This is a genomic window from Nocardia sp. NPDC046763 (assembly GCF_040645495.1).
Lineage (GTDB): Bacteria > Actinomycetota > Actinomycetes > Mycobacteriales > Mycobacteriaceae > Nocardia.
Genome location: NZ_JBEYYI010000039.1, coordinates 20160 through 36539, shown reverse-complemented (window position 1 = coordinate 36539; position 16380 = coordinate 20160). Strand labels below are relative to the sequence as shown.

The window sequence follows — 16380 nt, the reverse complement described above, 5'->3', positions numbered from 1 at the left end:
TACCACTCCATCGGCCGCCTCCTTCGCTTGTTGCGCCACTCCGGCGACCTCGGGGCCCTCAGCCCCGGGGCGGCCTCGGCCCTGGCCACCGTCGCCCGCTCCGGACCCCTCCGCCTCGGCGACCTGGCCAATGTCGAACGGGTCAGCGCCCCAACCATGTCCCGCATAGTGACGGGCCTGGAAAAAGGTGGCTACCTGACCCGCGACGCCGACCCGGAGGACGGCCGAGCCCAACTCCTGACCGCGACGGCCGCCGCCCACGACCTGGTCACCGGCCTCACCTCGGCCCGCATTCAGCGCTTCGCCGGCGCCCTCGAAACCCTCACCCCGGCCCAGCGCGAGTCCGTCAAATCCGGCCTCAACACCCTCATCGAGGCCCTCGACCAGTAGCGTCGTGCGACGTTCCGCCTCGGCCGATGCCGTGTCGACCGCCGCCCGTCGCCTCGGCGTGACCTGGTCGTCCTTGTGTCGGATCCCATTGGATCACCGAGCACGTCGGTGAGCTCAGCGTCGAGGGAATGGAAGCCATCGACATCCGTCTTCGCTCGACGCTGAGTCTCCGACATCGGAAGGACGGGCGTGGTCACGGTGTCAGGACGGAACGGATCCGATTGTCCGGGTCCACTCGACTGCGGAGCTCGGACAGGCGGGTGTGGTTGCCGCCGTAGTAGCGGGACAACGGATCGCCGGGCTCCAGGTAGTTGACGTACGCGCCGACCGAATCGGGGGCGAGGGTGGCGTGGGCGTCGGAGAGCCAAGCCAGTGCGGCGTCGTGCGGAATCGGTTCGTAGGCACCCCATTCCACCATGGCGGCGTGGTCGCGCCAGGGGAAAGCGGTGGCGGTGGGCGACAGGTCACGGATTGCGCCGTCGAGGGTGTTGATCTGTACCCAGCCGGTGCCGCCGACGCTGGAGAACCGGGTGACGGCCTCGAGCACCCGGCCGATGGTGTCGGGGGTGAGGTCCGAGACGATGTCGGAGCCGTTGGTGAAGGCGGCGCGCGGCTGATCGGCCGTGCCGCCTGCGAGATACAGGACGGTGTCCATGTGGCTGAGGGTGCGGGTATCGATGTCGGCGGGCACGACGCCGATCGCGTCGGTGAGCGCGGCCGTGACCGTCTCGGCCGTACCCGCCGGGCAGACCAGCTGCATCCAGCAGCGGAAGCCGCCCTCGCCGTCGGCGTCCACACTGACATCGGCCCACTGTTCGCGGTCGGCACTGCGCAGCCACTCCTGCCAGCCGCCGATGACGCGATCCGCGTTCTCACCCGAGAAGGTCAGGCGCACCACGTCTTTCGCGGTCGCGGGGATGGTGTCGAAGGTCAGCGAGGTGACGATGCCGAACAGCGAGCCGCCGCCGCGCAGCGCCCAGAACAGGTCCGGGCGGGCGGTGGCGGACACCTCGGTGATGGTGCCGTCGGGCAGGACCAGGGTGGCGGCGGTCAGCCGATCACAGGTGAGGCCGTAGGCGCGGGATTCGAAGCCGAACCCGCCGCCGAGGGTGAGACCCGCGACGCCGACGCTGGGACACATGCCCGTCGGCAGGCTCTGCCCGGACCGGTCGAGTTCCCCGTAGACCTCGTAGAGGGTGTGACCCGGTGATATGACGGCTCGTTCGGCCTCGACTCGGACTCCGCGCAGACGTCGTACGTCGACGACCAGCGTGCCCGTAGCCGTGGAGACCCCGGCGTAGGAATGCCCGCCCGCCCGCGCCGCCACCTCGAGATCGTTCTCGGCGGCGAAGCCGAAGGCGGTGGCCACATCGTCGGCATCCGCGACCTGCACAATTGCCGTGGGCGTCTCGTTGTCGAAGCGAGTGTTGAAGACCTCTTTGGCCATTGGGTATCCGAGATCGCCGGGGAGTATCACCCGGCCGCGCAGCTTGTCCTGCAACGCACGCCATTTCGGGTCGGCACTGCCGGTACCGGAGCCGGTGGCGCTGCCCGAGGAACCGGCGGTGCCGTCGGAGGAGCCCGCGGCGGGCGCCGCGTCGGAGGCGGGCAGTCGGGTGGTCCCGGCGAAACCGACACCGGCGACCGCGATTCCGAGCGCACCCCGCAGGAACACGCTTCGCGCGAAGCGGGGACTCACAACGGTCTCCCGAGGCCGATCGAGATGCGGTGCGCCGCCCGGTTATTCGCTTTCGATGTCAAAGTTCGCGACCCGCCTGTACCCATCGGACAACACAACACCACTCGATCATGGTTCACCCACTGTTCATTCGCTCAATCGAGCCCGGGTGTGTCGACGCCCCGCTACCGAGATCCCATGTCAGCCGGAGTGTCGGGCGGAATGAGCCACCGGGCGCAAGTCTGTTCCGGACTCACGATGACCACATCGGCCCGTTCCACGAGATCCCCTGGCAGCTCACCGTTCTCGAGATGCTGCGCAGGTCATAACCCAGCCGCGCAGCCAGCGCCCGAATCTGCGCTTCGTCGCGCTGCCGCCGCGACCCCGACACATCCTGCCGCAGATAGCCAATTGCCCCGGCGTTCGTTGTCCGTCGGAATCCGCGTACGCGCGTGCGCCCGCCCACGCGTACGAGAGCGCTCGCGTACGGGCGTACGCACGTCCGAGATGTTCAGGGCGTCTTCGCTTTCCGCGACAAGGCATTCCCTGGCGTCCACTGCCGGGTTTCGACGCGTCCGCGCTTGTCGACAGCCGGTGGAGGGTAGTTATTCGTGCCGTGCACCGTTCCGGCGCGATGGTGACGGGCGCGGTTGGCTTGCAGCGCGGTCCGGTCACGGAGTGGGGCAATGGTTGTCGAGACACGAAATTGCGGAGGGTCACGGATGTGGAAGCATTTCGGGCTGCGCGAGTCGCGTGATGGTTTCCGCGGGGCTCGAGTCGCTGCGACCGAAGACGGCATCGAAGTACGCCAGCGGGTTGGAGGTCGACCGATCGGCTTGCATCGATCGAGCCGATCGCGTCGTTCTTCACGTCTGCGCTCGGAAGGCCCGCCGTGGCCAGTTGTGCCACGATCACCTGTTCGTCGCAGAGGGCCATCTCGTTCGGCGTGCTCGCCGGCGGCGATGCCGGCGAGGATCTTCACCGCGATGCCCTGCTGGAGCGGATCGGTCCGCGCGATCAGGTGGGGTGCCCGGCACATGGCGGATTTACTGGGGTTCGGCCTCGGCCTGCCCTGCGTGATGGCATGCTGAGCAACGGATACGTCCCTGCTCAACTGGGTTCTGCGGGCACGCCGTTACCCGCAGACGACTCGCGGGAAGGTGAGGGCAATGAGTAAGCGCAGCCAGAAGCTTCGCGGTGAAAATGGCGGCAAGCTCGCAATTTCTGGTCACCCATATGGTTTGGCCGCGGTCGCATACGCGGCGACACGGAAGAAGTGGCCGGACAGGACGTTTGTAGTGACTGACGTCGGTCCTACCCGGGAACCTGCGTCCACCGACCGCCCGAACAAGTCGCCGTTGCCTCGGGTGGTTTCCCTCACGCCCTACGACCGACCCGGCGCCGCCTCGATGCAGGTCCTGGCGTATGTCCCGACGAACTTCAACAAACCCCTCCGCATCGGGGACACGGTGGTGACCCGTATGTCCAAACACGGCGCGCACAAAGGGCTACCGGGAGTCCACCTCCGCATCGTCGGTACAGAGCCAGCGGACGTTGCGCTGCAGAGGCACCGCCGCGAATCGGAGGACGAGTACGCGCGGACAGTCGAACAGACACCGAAGTCGCCGAAGGGAACGCTCGAGAAACGCCGGTGAGGGCCGAGCCGCCGCCATCCATTGGGAAAGCGGGTGGCGATCAGGGCCAGGTGTCCGCGTCCCGGGCTTACGCTGGAGTCAGGTTGCGGCATTGTTGCCGCAACGAAGGTGGTGTCGTGAATGGGCTGAGGTCGGTGTGCACGGGCGCTATCGACATTTGCATGCCGGCTTTCGACGATGCCGTCGCAGCCACCCGCACCGCACGCGCTGACCGATAGTTCGGCGTCGTATCGAAATAGATGTACGTGCCCATCCTCGAGGGGCGTGTTCGACCGGCATTGACCGCATTGTTCGGTGCTCGTCCCCGCCCCCGGAGATTCCGTGATGACTCGACACACCACCGATCTCGAGATGATCGATTCGATGCCTCGTGGCGGTCCGGATGCCTCCTGGCTCGACCGGCATCTACAGACCAGCAAACCGGAGTACCTCGACAGAGACGATGTGCCCAGCCGGCGCAAGCAGAAGATCGCCGCGTATCTCGACCGAGCCGGCGAACGCACCGGCCATCACGACTACAACGCGCAGCTGGTGGTCGAACAACTGTCCGACATCCCGAATCCGCGGGTGCTCGAGCTCGGCGCCGGTCACGGCGGGCTGTCGGCACGGGTACTCGATCTGCACCCCACCGCGGAGATGACAGTCACCGATCTGGACCCGGCATCGGTCGCCGATATCGAAGCCGGCCCCCTCGGCCGGTGCCCTCGTGCCACCGCCGAGGTCGTCGATGCCACAGCCATCGACGCACCCGATGACAGCTACGACCTGGTCGTGTTCGCGATGTCCTTCCACCATCTCCCGCCGAGCGCGGCTTACCGGGCCATCGCCGAAGGCACCCGCGTCGGGAAGAAATTGCTCGTCATCGACCTGAAGCGGCCGCCGGCGATCATGGTGGTGCTCGCGTTTCTGATGGTCGTGCCCGCTGCCCTGTTCTTGTTGACCCAATCCCCACCTTCCGCGGTCGCTCCCGTCCTGCACGACGCCTACATCAGCTTGCTGCGCTCCTACAGCCCGTCCGCGTTCATCGTTCTTGCCGCCGCGGCCGACCCCACGATCACCGTCGAATTCCTGGCGGCGAGACGGCAGGCGGCCGTGGTCTACACCAAACTGTGAAACGGACAGCTCACCGGCTTCGTGTTCGCCGGGCTGATGACGGCATTGCTGTCGGTGCTGGGTGACGGCCCATGACCCGCCATGACGCCATCGACTGCCGCGCGCCAGCACCCACTGAAGAACGCCGACCTACGCCGCTTCGGCCAGCGGGGTTGGATACTTCGGCAGCTGCCGGAGGCTACGCGGCCGGTTCGGGCTGGAGGCGGGTGCGGAGGTAGGCGAGGATTTCGTCTCGGGCCTGGAGGGTGGGGTGGCCTTGTTCGTCGACCAGGTGGGCGGTGACAACGCTGTGGGGGGTTTGGACGATGTGCTGGAAGAACGGTGGAGGGTTGGGGTTGGCGTGGGCGCCGGAGAGGACTCGGCCGTCGAAGCGATCGCCGAGGAGTTGGGTGTAGGCGGCGAAACGCTGTCCGGTGCACCATTTGTCGTTGTCGAAGCGGTAGGCGAGGGCGCGGAGGTCGTCGCGTTCGAAGCGGGCGGCGATGGCGGTGGCGTCCTCCGCGGAGAGCTCGAGGCCCGCGGGGTCGTCGAGCGGAAGGGACGGGTGGTTGATGACGGGGGCGATGACCGCAGGTTCGAGAGTCATGGTGAGTGCGAAGTTTCCGGTGAAGCACATGCCCACCGCACCCACGCCGGGCCCGCCGGATTCGGCGTGGGCCAGGCGGGCCAGGGCGCGCAACCACACGGCGACGGGGCTGGTGCCGCCGCCGGCGAAGGCGCGGAACTCCTTGCTGACACAGGCCTTCCGTGCGATCGGGTCACCCAGCTCGACCGTCGGGTACGCGCCGTCCACGCCGAACAGTGAAGGTACGTAGACGGTGAAGCCCGCGTCGCGGACCCACCGTGCGAAGCGCAGCACGTCGGGGCTGATGCCGGGCATCTCCGGCATGACGATCACCGCCGGCCCGCTCCCCGCCACGTAGACGGTCTTGTCCACACCCTCCAGTGCAATGGTGCGCTTGGTGAAATCGCCCAGAGTGTCGTCAGGCGTTGGGTTTTCGGGCTGCACGGGCGCAAGGCCTTCCTCGATACGACGAATCGATTCGATCGTATCGGGCGGGCGGGCGGGCGAAGCGAGTGTGTTTACCCGTCAGCCGTGCTGCAGGTACTTGACCAGGGCTTCGCGCTCGGTTTCGAGTTCGGAGATCTGGCTTTTGACGACGTCTCCGATACTGACTATGCCGATCATCCGGCCTTCGCGGAGGACCGGGAGGTGGCGGATCCGGTGCTCGGTCATGGTGGCGTTGAGGGTTTCCACGCGGTCGTCGGGCGAGCAGGTGTGCACGGCGGCGGTCATGATCGAGGAGACGGAGGCGTCGAGGAGTGCGGCGCCTTGGTCATTGAGTCGGCGCACGATGTCTCGTTCGGAGACGATGCCCGACATGGCGGCACCGTCTCGGGAGACGATCACCGCGCCCACATTGTGGGTCGCCAGGACTCTGAGCAGTTCACGCACTGATGCATCAGGTGCAATCGTGACCACGCCGCTGCCCTTCCGGCGCAGTATTTCGGAGATTCGCATGTGTCCACCGCCCAACGCTCGGGACTGTCCGTGGTTACCAGGATGCCGCTGATAACCGGGCGTGAACAGCAAAGATTGCGATTCGATGCCTAACCGGATGCGCGGGTATCGGGACCCGCGTGCTATTTGCCCGCAAAAGAGTTAACCAAACGGTTGCCATAGGGCGTGATTTGCCGTAGTCGCTGCGCCGAAGGGCCGTCAGGTCGGGCTGCATCCTCCGCCCTTACTCGCGCGAATGACTCGGACTGATCGGGGAATTGAAGGTGAAGACCCGTCCGCCCAGAAGTAGCTGACTGTCCGGTTTCAGGACGGTCGGCTGCCCTGGCGCCGCGCGCACCCAATCCGGGCGGCCCGGCGGGCGAATGTGGGTGCCGTTGGCCGAGCCGCGGTCCATCACCAGCACGTCCCATCCCACGAGCCGGATCTCGGCGTGCACCCGCGACATACCGCCGGAGGTGTCGGGGATACGAATCGCCTGCGCGCCTCGCCGCACCTGGTCGGATCGTTCCGGCTCCCGCCCGATCACCAGATCGCTGTCGAGTACATACGAGGTCCCGTCGTCGAGCAGCAGCACCCCCAGTGGCGGCCGGATGCCCTCGGTGAGCACGCAGGCCATCGGCTCCATCCGGATGCCGCACGCCGCGCAGAGGGACGCGCGCGGATCGTTGAGATGCCCACGCGCGCAATCGTATCCGTGCACGACAACCCCGGCCGGTATGGCATGCGAGGCATTCTTGCCCACACTGCCGGACGTGATGGCCCCCGACCTGCCCGACTCGCTCGCCGGCTGCCCATTGCGTCGCGGTTGCCGCACGCGACGGTCAGGATTCGTGCGCCCCAGGGAATTGCGCGCCCCCGCCGCCACTGCACCGACCGGTGTATCGGGTGCGTCCTCCCGCCACATCACCGCCCCGCACCCGGGCACCCGCCCATTGCGCAGCACGAAGACACCCGGCGGCGGCAGCGTCGCGCGGGGCTCGCCGTCGTCCACGAACACCGCCGCAGCCCGCGCGGGCGCCGGGCTGACCACCCGGTCGACACTGAATCCCGCGTCACGCCCGTGCAGTACCTCGCGCCGCTGCTCGCCTTCCAGGATCGCGGTGACCCGCCCGTGCAGGAATACGGCCAGCCCGCGGGTGCCCGGCGTGAGCACCCCGAATTCGACGTTCTCCTCGTCTTCGCGAGCCATCAGCCAGGTGCTGACCAGCCGGGCGAAGGTCCGCCCGGTCCGCCGGGTCTCTCGCGACGACGCCTCGGCGACCAGATCCAGCAGCTTGTCCAGCACCGCCACGGCGTCGGATTCGGCGGTCAGCGGCCGCGAATCCCGGTGTGCGACAACCACGACCACGCCGTCCACACTGGCCACCAGGTGGCTGCCCGACACCACCTCGACCCGCGCGCTCATCTCACCCGGTCCCCGCTTGCCCCACCAACCCGTGAGTCCACACGTCGGTTTCGATGAGGCGCTGCGTGATGTCTCCCCTCATTCGCTGGATGGTACCGGTCGCGAATTACGAACAATCGGCCATCGGCATAGTGCGCGACAGACGATTCCGCGACGCGCGCGCGACTTCGGGCGAAGCTGCCCCACGCTCCCCCACCACGGACGTAGCATGCGGAACGTGGCCGATGCGAAACGTCCCGCCGCGGTGCGGGTCCTCGTCTACAGCAATGACGCCGATACCCGGAGCCAGGTGATGCTGGCGCTGGGCAGACGGCCGCACCCGGATCTGCCACCCATCGAATACCTCGAGGTGGCGACCGGGCCGGTCGTCCTCCAGCGCATGGAGGCGGGCGATCTGGATCTGCTGATCCTCGATGGCGAGTCGGCGCCGGAGGGCGGCCTCGGCCTGGCGAAGCAGCTCAAGGACGAAATCGCGGACTGCCCACCGATCGTCGTGCTGACCGGCCGCCCGGACGATGCCTGGCTGGCCAATTGGTCGCGCGCCGAGGCCGCGGTATCCCACCCCATCGATCCCATCCGGCTCACCGACGCTGTCCTGGGTTTGCTCGGTAATAGCTTCGCGGCCTGATCTTCGTTCGCCCTCGTGATCAGGGCAAACCCATGTCACGTGACATTCGTGATTGCGTCCAATCGGTCATAAAAGACCGTTCCGAATTCGATCAAACGCGATCGCAAATCGTGATGTATCTTCTCTTCCGAGTTGTAGGCTGTGCCGTAGCTCACACGAGCGCGGGCATCGGTATCAATGAAGCCGTCGCCTCACTCCCCGTAGGTCCGTGCCGTCGCTGAGCGGTGCCCGGGGAACGAGACTGGCCGGCGGACGACGATGTCAGCCCGCGCCTCGGCAGCTGCCGTCCGTATTGCGTCGTCCAGCTCGCAGGAGGGGTAGTGCTGTTGTGAATATCGAGGTACCGACCCTGGTTCTCGGCGCGGTGGCCGCCGCGTTCGGGGTGTTCTCCATCTTCTTGGCGGCCCTGATCGGCCCCAAACGCTATAACCGAGCAAAGCTCGAAGCCTATGAATGCGGTATCGAACCCACCCCCCACGCGGTCGCGGGCGGGCCGGGAAATGCTGCGGGCCAGCGCTTTCCGGTGAAGTACTACCTCACCGCCATGCTGTTCATCATCTTCGACATCGAGATCGTGTTCCTCTACCCGTGGGCCGTGCACTTCGACGCGCTCGGAGTGTTCGGACTGGCCGCCATGGCGTTGTTCATCTTCAACGTCTCGGTCGCCTACGCCTACGAGTGGCGGCGCGGCGGCCTCAGCTGGGATTGATTGGCGCACAGGGGATTTCCAATGACACACCCCGTGTGAGACGGGGTGTCCCGATCCGGGAGATGTAGTCCGACATGGGTCTCGAGGAGAAGCTGCCCAGCGGGTTCCTGCTGAGCACGGTGGAAGATTTGGCCGGCTATCTGCGCAAGAGTTCGCTCTGGCCGGCGACGTTCGGCTTGGCGTGCTGCGCGATCGAGATGATGGCCACCGGCGGCGGGCGATTCGATATCGCCCGATTCGGCATGGAGGCGTTCCGCGCCTCGCCGCGCCAGGCCGATCTGATGATCGTCGCGGGCCGGGTGAGCCAGAAGATGGCCCCGGTGCTGCGCCAGGTCTACGACCAGATGACCGAACCGAAATGGGTGCTGGCCATGGGTGTCTGCGCATCCTCGGGCGGCATGTTCAACAATTACGCCATCGTGCAGGGCGTCGACCACATCGTGCCGGTCGACATCTACCTGCCCGGCTGCCCGCCGCGGCCGGAGATGCTGTTGAACGCGATCCTGAAGCTGCACGAGAAGATTCAGGAGATGCCGCTCGGCGTCAATCGCGAGGAAGCCGTGCGCGAGGCCGAGCGCGCCGCGCTCGCCAGCACCCCGACCATTCAGTTGAAGGGGCTGCTGCGATGACCTTTGATGCTCCTACCGGCACGGAGGGCCCCCCGGAGGCGGCGGTGGAATCCACCGAGAACATCCCGGAGACACCCGAAGCCGCCGAGCCCGCCGACGAGGTGATCGGCGTCCGCAAGGGCATGTTCGGCGTCTCCGGCACCGGCGACACCTCCGGCTATGGCCGGTTGGTCCGCACCGTCTCCATGCCGGGCGGCACGCCCGCGCCCTACGGTCCCGTCTTCGACGAGATCATCGCGAATCTGCGCCTGGCACTGGCGAAGACCTTCGACGAGGCCGTGGAGAAGATCGTCGTCTTCCGCGGCGAGCTGACCCTGCACATCCGCCGCGAGCACCTGGTGCTGGTGGCGAAGACGCTGCGCGACACCGAAGCCCTGCGCTTCGAGTTGTGCCTGGGTGCCAGTGGTGCGCACTACCCCGAGGAAACCGGGCGCGAGTTGCACGCGCTGTATCACCTCAACTCCATCACCCACAACCGCCGGGTGCGGCTGGAAGTCTCGGTGCCGGACAACGATCCGCACCTGCCCTCGCTGTACCCGGTCTATCCGACCGTGGACTGGCACGAGCGGGAGACCTACGACTTCTTCGGCATCCTGTTCGACGGTCACCCCTCGCTGACCCGCATCGCCATGCCCGACGACTGGCGTGGCCACCCGCAGCGCAAGGACTATCCGCTCGGCGGAATCCCGGTCGAATACAAGGGCGCGCGCATCCCGCCGCCCGACGAGCGGAGGACGTACAGCTGATGAACGACATCGACACCAAGTCCCGTCGCAACACCGAGGAACGACCCGAACGCACGGTCACCGTGGTGGGCAACGACTGGGACGAGATCTCCGCTGCCCTCAACGGGGTCGCCGAGGAGCGCATCGTCGTGAACATGGGCCCGCAGCACCCCTCCACGCACGGGGTGCTGCGGCTCATTCTCGAAATCGAGGGTGAGACCGTCACCGAGGCCCGCTGCGGCATCGGTTACCTGCACACCGGCATCGAGAAGAACCTCGAGTACCGCAGCTGGGTGCAGGGCACCACCTTCGTGACCCGCATGGACTACCTGTCGCCGTTCTTCAACGAGACGGCGTACTGCCTGGCGGTCGAGAAGCTGCTGGACATCACCGACGACATCCCCGAGCGCGCCAATGTCATCCGGGTCATGCTCATGGAACTCAACCGCATCTCCTCGCATCTGGTCGCGCTGGCGACCGGCGGCATGGAGCTGGGTGCGCTCACCCCCATGCTGTTCGGCTTCCGGGAACGCGAGCTGATCCTGGACGTGTTCGAGACCATCACCGGTCTGCGCATGAACCACGCCTTCATCCGGCCCGGCGGTATCGCCCAGGATCTGCCCGACGACGGCGTGCAGAAGGTGCGCGAACTGCTGGACCTGCTGCCGAAGCGCCTGCGGGACATGGAGCTTCTGCTCAACCAGAACCCCATCTGGAAGGCCCGCACCCGCAATGTCGGCTACCTGGACCTGACCGGCTGTATGGCGCTGGGCATCACGGGCCCGGTGCTGCGCGCCACCGGCCTGCCGCACGATCTGCGCAAGTCCCAGCCCTACTGCGGGTACGAGAACTACGAGTTCGACGTCCAGGTCGACACCGGCTGTGACTGTTACGGCCGCTACCTCATCCGCGTCAACGAGATGAAGGAGTCGGTCAAGATCGTGGAGCAGTGCCTCGACAAGCTGCGGCCGGGCCCGGTCATGGTGGAGGACAAGAAGATTGCGTGGCCTGCCGATCTGCAGCTCGGGCCGGACGGCCTCGGCAATTCGCCCCAGTACATCGGCAAGATCATGGGCACCTCCATGGAGGCGCTCATCCACCACTTCAAACTGGTGACCGAGGGCCTGCGCGTCCCGCCGGGCCAGGTGTACGTGGCGGTCGAATCCCCGCGCGGTGAGCTGGGCGTGCACATGGTCAGCGACGGCGGCACCCGGCCCTACCGGGTCCACTACCGCGACCCCTCCTTCACGAATCTGCAAGCGGTGGCGGCGATGTGCGAGGGCGGCCTGGTCGCCGACGTGATCGCGTCCGTCGCCTCCCTCGACCCGGTGATGGGTGGTGTCGACCGTTGACCGAGATCCTGCTCAACCTGACCACGCGGCCGATTCCCTACCCGGAGAAGGTGCGTGAGGGTCTGCGACTCGAGGCCCAGGAGATCATCGAGCGGTACCCCCACCCCCGTTCTGCACTGCTTCCCCTTCTGCATCTGGTGCAATCGGTGGAGGGGTACGTCTCCGGGACCGGCATCGAATTCTGTGCCGAGCAGCTGGGATTGACCGATGCCGAGGTCACCGCGGTGGCCACGTTCTACTCGATGTACCGGCGCACGCCGACCGGCGACTATCACGTCGGTGTCTGCACGAACACCCTGTGTGCGGTCATGGGCGGCGATCAGATCCTCGCGGAGCTGAAGCATCACCTGGGAATCGCGCACGGGGAGACCACCGCCGACGGCGCGGTCACCCTCGAGCACATCGAGTGCAATGCAGCCTGCGATTACGCGCCGGTCGTCATGGTCAACTGGGAGTTCTTCGACAACCAGACCCCGGAATCGGCCAGGAGACTGGTGGATTCGCTGCGGCGCGGGGAACCGGTGACCGGATCGCGCAGCGGCATCCCGCTGTGCACCTTCCGCGAGACCGCCCGCATTCTCGCCGGATACGAGGACCAGCGGCCCGGGGCCACCGACGGCGCCGCCGGGCCGGCCACCCTCGCGGGCCTGCATGTCGCCGAACGGGATCTGCATGTCGCGGAACAGAAGTCGACCGACGGAGGCGCGCAGTGACGACCGCTCTGACTCCCGTCCTCTCCAAGCACTGGGCGGACCCGGAGGGCTGGACCCTGGCGGCCTACCGCGGCCAGGGCGGGTACCGCGCACTGCCGAAGGCGTTGCGCATGAACCCGGACGAGGTCATCGCCACGGTGAAGGACTCCGGCCTGCGCGGCCGCGGTGGCGCGGGCTTCCCCACCGGCATGAAGTGGGGCTTCATCCCGCAGGGCCCCGGACCCGACGGCACCACCAAGCCGCACTACCTGGTGGTCAACGCCGATGAGTCGGAACCCGGTACCTGCAAGGATATTCCGCTCATGCTGGCGAGCCCGCACGCCCTGGTCGAGGGCGTCATCATCGCCGCCTACGCCATTCGCGCCTCGCACGCGTTCATCTACGTGCGCGGCGAGGTGGTGACGGTGCTGCGCCGCCTGCAGGCGGCGGTCCAGCAGGCCTATGCCGCAGGCTATCTCGGCCGCAATATCCAGGGCTCCGGCTTCGACCTCGAAGTCGTGGTGCACGCCGGTGCGGGCGCCTACATCTGCGGTGAGGAGACCGCACTGCTGGATTCGCTCGAGGGTCGCCGCGGCCAGCCGCGCCTGCGTCCCCCGTTCCCGGCCGTGGCCGGTCTCTACGCCTGCCCGACGGTGGTCAACAATGTGGAATCCATTGCGTCCGTGCCGTCCATCATCGCCAATGGCGTGGACTGGTTCCGGTCGTTCGGCACCGAGAAGTCGCCGGGCTTCACGATCTACTCGCTCTCCGGACACGTGAAGCGACCAGGGCAGTACGAAGCTCCCCTCGGAATCACCTTGCGGGAGTTGCTGACCTACGCGGGCGGCATCCGCGCCGGCCACACCCTGAAGTTCTGGACCCCGGGCGGCTCGTCCACCCCGATCTTCACCGACGAGCACCTCGACGTCGCCCTCGACTACGAGGGCGTCTCGGCCGCGGGCTCCATGCTCGGCACCAAGGCCCTCCAGATCTTCGACGACACCACGTGTGTCGTACGGGCGGTGCTGCGCTGGACCGAGTTCTACGCCCACGAATCCTGCGGTAAGTGCACCCCCTGCCGCGAGGGCACCTACTGGCTGGTCCAGCTGCTGCAGCGGCTGGAGAACGGCCGGGGCCACGAGACCGATCTGGACAAGCTCGCCGACATCGCCGACAACATCAACGGCAAGTCCTTCTGCGCCCTCGGCGACGGCGCGGCCAGCCCGATCTTCTCCTCCCTGAAGTACTTCCGCGACGAGTACGCCGAGCACATCCGCCTCGGCGCCTGCCCGTTCGACCCGGCCCGGGCCACGGCCTGGGCCGCGCAAGGAGCGCGATGACCTCGACAGTGAGCTCCACGACCGGCGACGGGGTGACACCCACCGACATGGTGACCGTAACCATCGACGGCACAACGGTTTCCGTGCCCGCCGGGACCCTGGTGATCCGGGCCGCCGAACTCATCGGCACCCAGATCCCGCGTTTCTGCGACCACCCACTACTCGATCCCGTCGGCGCCTGCCGGCAATGCCTGGTCGAGATCGAGGGACAGCGCAAGCCCGTCGCCTCCTGCACCCAGACGGTGGCCGAGGGCATGGTGATCCATACCCAGCTGTCCTCCCCCGCCGCTGCCAAGGCCCAGGAGGGAGTGATGGAGCTGCTGCTCATCAACCACCCCCTCGACTGCCCGGTCTGCGACAAGGGCGGCGAATGCCCGCTGCAGAACCAGGCCATGTCCACCGGCCGCGCCGAATCCCGCTTCGACGGCGAGAAGCGCACCTATCCCAAGCCGATTCCACTCTCGGCGGCCATCCTGCTGGACCGGGAACGCTGCGTGCTGTGCGCGCGCTGCACCCGGTTCTCCCAGCAGGTGGCCGGTGACCCGTTCATCGAACTGATGGAGCGCGGTGCGCTGCAACAGGTCGGCATCGCCGCCGGGGAGCCCATGGACTCCTACTTCTCCGGCAACACCGTGCAGATCTGCCCGGTCGGCGCGCTCACCGGCTCCACCTACCGCTTCCGCGCCCGGCCCTTCGACCTGGTATCCAGCCCGGCGGTGTGCGAGCACTGCGCCTCGGGTTGCGCCCAGCGCACCGACCACCGCCGAGGCAAGGTCATGCGGCGCCTCGCCGGTGACGACCCGCAGGTCAACGAGGAATGGAACTGCGACAAGGGCCGTTTCGCCTTCGCGTACGCCACCGAACCGGACCGGCTCACCACGCCCATGGTGCGCAGCTGGAAGGACGGGACGCTGCGGCCCGCCTCCTGGTCCGAGGCGATCACCGTCGCGGCGCGCGGACTGGCGTCGGCACGCGGCAATGCCGGTGTGCTCATCGGCGGTCGCGTCACGCTCGAGGACGCCTACGCGTACTCCAAGTTCGCGCGAGTCGTGTTGAACACCAACGACATCGACTTCCGCGCCCGCGAGCACTCCGGTGAGGAGGCCGACTTCCTATCGGCTCGCATTGCGGGACAGGGCATCACGGTCGACTACGCGGCGCTCGAACGCGCCCCGTTCGTGTTGCTCGTCGGCTTCGAGGCCGAAGAGGAATCGCCGATGGTGTACCTGCGGCTGCGCAAGGCGGCCCGTAGGAACGGCACCCCGATCTACTCGCTGGCCCCCTTTGTGACCCGCGGCCTGCAGCGCATGTCCGGCACCCTGATGCTCACCGCGCCCGGCGCGGAACCGCATGTGCTCGAGGCCGTCCGCACCGGTGAGGCCGATGCCGTCACCGCCGGATACCCGCGCCTGCGCGAGGTCGCGGACCTACTGCGCGCGCCTGGTGCGCTGATCCTGGTCGGCGAACGTCTCGCTGGCATTCCGGGTGGCCTGTCCGCGGCCGCCCGACTGGCCGACGAGACCGGCGCCACCCTGGCCTGGATCCCACGCCGTGCCGGTGAGCGCGGCGCGTTGGAGGCCGGCGCGCTTCCGGTGCTCCTGCCGGGCGGGCGGCCCGTCGCGGATTCCGCGGCGCGCCAGCAGGTCCGGAATGCGTGGAATGTCAACGATCTGCCCGCGGCGCCGGGCCGCGACACCAACGCGATCCTGGCCGCCGCCCCGACGCTGGGTGCGCTGCTCATCGCGGGGGTGGAGGTCGGCGACCTGCCCGACCCGCATGCGGCCCTGTCGGCCATCGACGCCGCGAGTTTCGTGGTGTCGATGGAACTGCGCCGCAGCGATATCAGTGACCGCGCCGACGTCGTCTTCCCCGTCGCCTCGGCCATGGAGAAGCCGGGCACCTTCCTCACCTGGGAGGGCCGCCACCGCCAGTTCGACGCCGCACTGCGCGACGCCACCGTGCGCCGCGAGGCCGCGCCGATGCCCGAATACCGGGTGCTCGACGCCATCGCCGCGGACATGGGGATCCGGCTCGGCCTGCCCGACGCGGCCAGTGCCCGAGCCGAATTGGCGGATCTGGGCGCCTGGGACGGCCAGCCCGCCGCGACCCCGGTGCACCGCCCGCACCCCATCGCCCAGCCGCATGCGGGCACCGCGGTGCTCGCCTCGTGGCGCATGCTCATCGACCGCGGCCGCCTCCAGGACGGCGAACCCAACCTGGCCGGCACCGCCCGCACCCCGGTGGTGCGGCTCTCGCCGCACACGGCCGCCGAGATCGGCGCCACCACCGGCGATCCGGTGACGGTCGGCAACAATCACGGCCGCATCACGCTGCCCCTGGTCATCACCGAGATGCCCGACCGCGTGGTGTGGCTGCCCATGAATTCCCCCGGCTCCGACGTGCTGGTGCAGCTCGGCACCACACCCGGCCACCTCGTGCGCATTCGACGGGAGGACCACCGTGAGTGACTTGGCTCTGCCGATTTTGGCGGCCACGGGCCCCTCCGTGGTGACGCAAGCAAGCGCTGGGAGGTGGAGCGACG

The 16380-nt window shown here is 67.7% G+C and carries 15 protein-coding genes; 11 read left to right on the top strand and 4 right to left on the bottom strand.

Annotation, left to right across the window (positions count from 1 at the left end; all coding sequences use genetic code 11):
- Positions 1 to 27: 27 nt before the first annotated feature.
- Positions 28 to 390, top strand: a complete 363-nt coding sequence (locus ABZ909_RS39365) for a MarR family transcriptional regulator (protein WP_357010756.1) — start codon at positions 28 to 30, stop codon at positions 388 to 390.
- 193 nt (positions 391 to 583) lie between these two features.
- Here ABZ909_RS39365 and ABZ909_RS39360 read toward each other — a convergent pair whose 3' ends face one another.
- Positions 584 to 2089, bottom strand: a complete 1506-nt coding sequence (locus ABZ909_RS39360) for an FAD-binding protein (RefSeq protein WP_357010754.1) — start codon at positions 2087 to 2089, stop codon at positions 584 to 586.
- Positions 2090 to 3237: 1148 nt separating this feature from the next.
- Between ABZ909_RS39360 and ABZ909_RS39355 the strand changes: the two genes are divergently transcribed.
- Both ABZ909_RS39355 and ABZ909_RS39350 read left to right on the top strand, forming a co-directional pair.
- Complete coding sequence (locus ABZ909_RS39355) at positions 3238 to 3723, top strand: hypothetical protein (protein WP_357010752.1); 486 nt, start codon at positions 3238 to 3240, stop codon at positions 3721 to 3723.
- A gap of 324 nt (positions 3724 to 4047) precedes the next feature.
- Positions 4048 to 4836 (top strand): class I SAM-dependent methyltransferase, encoded by a 789-nt coding sequence (locus ABZ909_RS39350; RefSeq protein WP_357010750.1) that lies wholly within the window; start codon positions 4048 to 4050, stop codon positions 4834 to 4836.
- A gap of 178 nt (positions 4837 to 5014) precedes the next feature.
- On the opposite strand, the gene ABZ909_RS39345 is transcribed toward ABZ909_RS39350, so the two are convergent.
- The 3 genes from ABZ909_RS39345 to ABZ909_RS39335 form a co-directional block, all read right to left on the bottom strand.
- Entirely contained in the window at positions 5015 to 5845 is an 831-nt protein-coding gene (locus tag ABZ909_RS39345; RefSeq protein ID WP_357010748.1) for a dienelactone hydrolase family protein, read from the bottom strand.
- An 81-nt stretch (positions 5846 to 5926) separates the two neighbouring features.
- A complete protein-coding gene (locus tag ABZ909_RS39340; protein ID WP_357010746.1) occupies positions 5927 to 6358 on the bottom strand; it encodes a CBS domain-containing protein in 432 nt (143 codons plus the stop codon).
- A 223-nt stretch (positions 6359 to 6581) separates the two neighbouring features.
- Complete coding sequence (locus ABZ909_RS39335) at positions 6582 to 7763, bottom strand: FHA domain-containing protein (RefSeq protein WP_357010744.1); 1182 nt, start codon at positions 7761 to 7763, stop codon at positions 6582 to 6584.
- 208 nt (positions 7764 to 7971) lie between these two features.
- Between ABZ909_RS39335 and ABZ909_RS39330 the strand changes: the two genes are divergently transcribed.
- From ABZ909_RS39330 to ABZ909_RS39295, 8 genes are all read left to right on the top strand, one after another.
- Positions 7972 to 8391, top strand: a complete 420-nt coding sequence (locus ABZ909_RS39330) for a hypothetical protein (RefSeq protein ID WP_357010743.1) — start codon at positions 7972 to 7974, stop codon at positions 8389 to 8391.
- A 328-nt stretch (positions 8392 to 8719) separates the two neighbouring features.
- Positions 8720 to 9100 (top strand): NADH-quinone oxidoreductase subunit A, encoded by a 381-nt coding sequence (locus ABZ909_RS39325; RefSeq protein WP_033090134.1) that lies wholly within the window; start codon positions 8720 to 8722, stop codon positions 9098 to 9100.
- A 74-nt stretch (positions 9101 to 9174) separates the two neighbouring features.
- Positions 9175 to 9729 carry an NADH-quinone oxidoreductase subunit B family protein gene (locus tag ABZ909_RS39320; RefSeq protein WP_326311010.1) on the top strand — a complete coding sequence of 185 codons (555 nt, stop codon included), beginning with the start codon at positions 9175 to 9177 and terminating at the stop codon, positions 9727 to 9729.
- Positions 9726 to 10475 carry an NADH-quinone oxidoreductase subunit C gene (locus tag ABZ909_RS39315; protein WP_357010741.1) on the top strand — a complete coding sequence of 250 codons (750 nt, stop codon included), beginning with the start codon at positions 9726 to 9728 and terminating at the stop codon, positions 10473 to 10475. Before ABZ909_RS39320 ends, ABZ909_RS39315 begins: the two co-directional genes overlap by 4 nt.
- Positions 10475 to 11806: an NADH dehydrogenase (quinone) subunit D gene (gene nuoD, locus ABZ909_RS39310; protein WP_357010739.1), complete on the top strand. Its 1332-nt coding sequence runs from the start codon at positions 10475 to 10477 to the stop codon at positions 11804 to 11806. The genes ABZ909_RS39315 and nuoD overlap by 1 nt, the downstream gene beginning before the upstream one ends.
- A complete protein-coding gene (gene nuoE, locus ABZ909_RS39305; RefSeq protein ID WP_357010737.1) occupies positions 11803 to 12519 on the top strand; it encodes an NADH-quinone oxidoreductase subunit NuoE in 717 nt (238 codons plus the stop codon). The genes nuoD and nuoE overlap by 4 nt, the downstream gene beginning before the upstream one ends.
- Positions 12516 to 13838 (top strand): NADH-quinone oxidoreductase subunit NuoF, encoded by a 1323-nt coding sequence (nuoF, locus tag ABZ909_RS39300; protein WP_357010735.1) that lies wholly within the window; start codon positions 12516 to 12518, stop codon positions 13836 to 13838. Before nuoE ends, nuoF begins: the two co-directional genes overlap by 4 nt.
- Positions 13835 to 16306, top strand: a complete 2472-nt coding sequence (locus ABZ909_RS39295) for an NADH-quinone oxidoreductase subunit G (RefSeq protein ID WP_357010733.1) — start codon at positions 13835 to 13837, stop codon at positions 16304 to 16306. Before nuoF ends, ABZ909_RS39295 begins: the two co-directional genes overlap by 4 nt.
- Positions 16307 to 16380 lie beyond the last annotated feature (74 nt).

Excerpts from the sequence above, each read along its gene's own strand:
- ABZ909_RS39355 (WP_357010752.1), top strand. The coding sequence starts at position 3,238 with ATGAGTAAGCGCAGCCAGAAGCTTCGCGGTGAAAATGGCGGCAAGCTC.
- ABZ909_RS39350 (WP_357010750.1), top strand. The coding sequence starts at position 4,048 with ATGACTCGACACACCACCGATCTCGAGATGATCGATTCGATGCCTCGT.
- ABZ909_RS39340 (WP_357010746.1), bottom strand. The coding sequence starts at position 6,358 with ATGCGAATCTCCGAAATACTGCGCCGGAAGGGCAGCGGCGTGGTCACG.
- ABZ909_RS39335 (WP_357010744.1), bottom strand. The coding sequence starts at position 7,763 with ATGAGCGCGCGGGTCGAGGTGGTGTCGGGCAGCCACCTGGTGGCCAGT.
- ABZ909_RS39330 (WP_357010743.1), top strand. The coding sequence starts at position 7,972 with ATGCGGAACGTGGCCGATGCGAAACGTCCCGCCGCGGTGCGGGTCCTC.
- ABZ909_RS39320 (WP_326311010.1), top strand. The coding sequence starts at position 9,175 with ATGGGTCTCGAGGAGAAGCTGCCCAGCGGGTTCCTGCTGAGCACGGTG.
- ABZ909_RS39315 (WP_357010741.1), top strand. The coding sequence starts at position 9,726 with ATGACCTTTGATGCTCCTACCGGCACGGAGGGCCCCCCGGAGGCGGCG.
- nuoD (WP_357010739.1), top strand. The coding sequence starts at position 10,475 with ATGAACGACATCGACACCAAGTCCCGTCGCAACACCGAGGAACGACCC.
- ABZ909_RS39295 (WP_357010733.1), top strand. The coding sequence starts at position 13,835 with ATGACCTCGACAGTGAGCTCCACGACCGGCGACGGGGTGACACCCACC.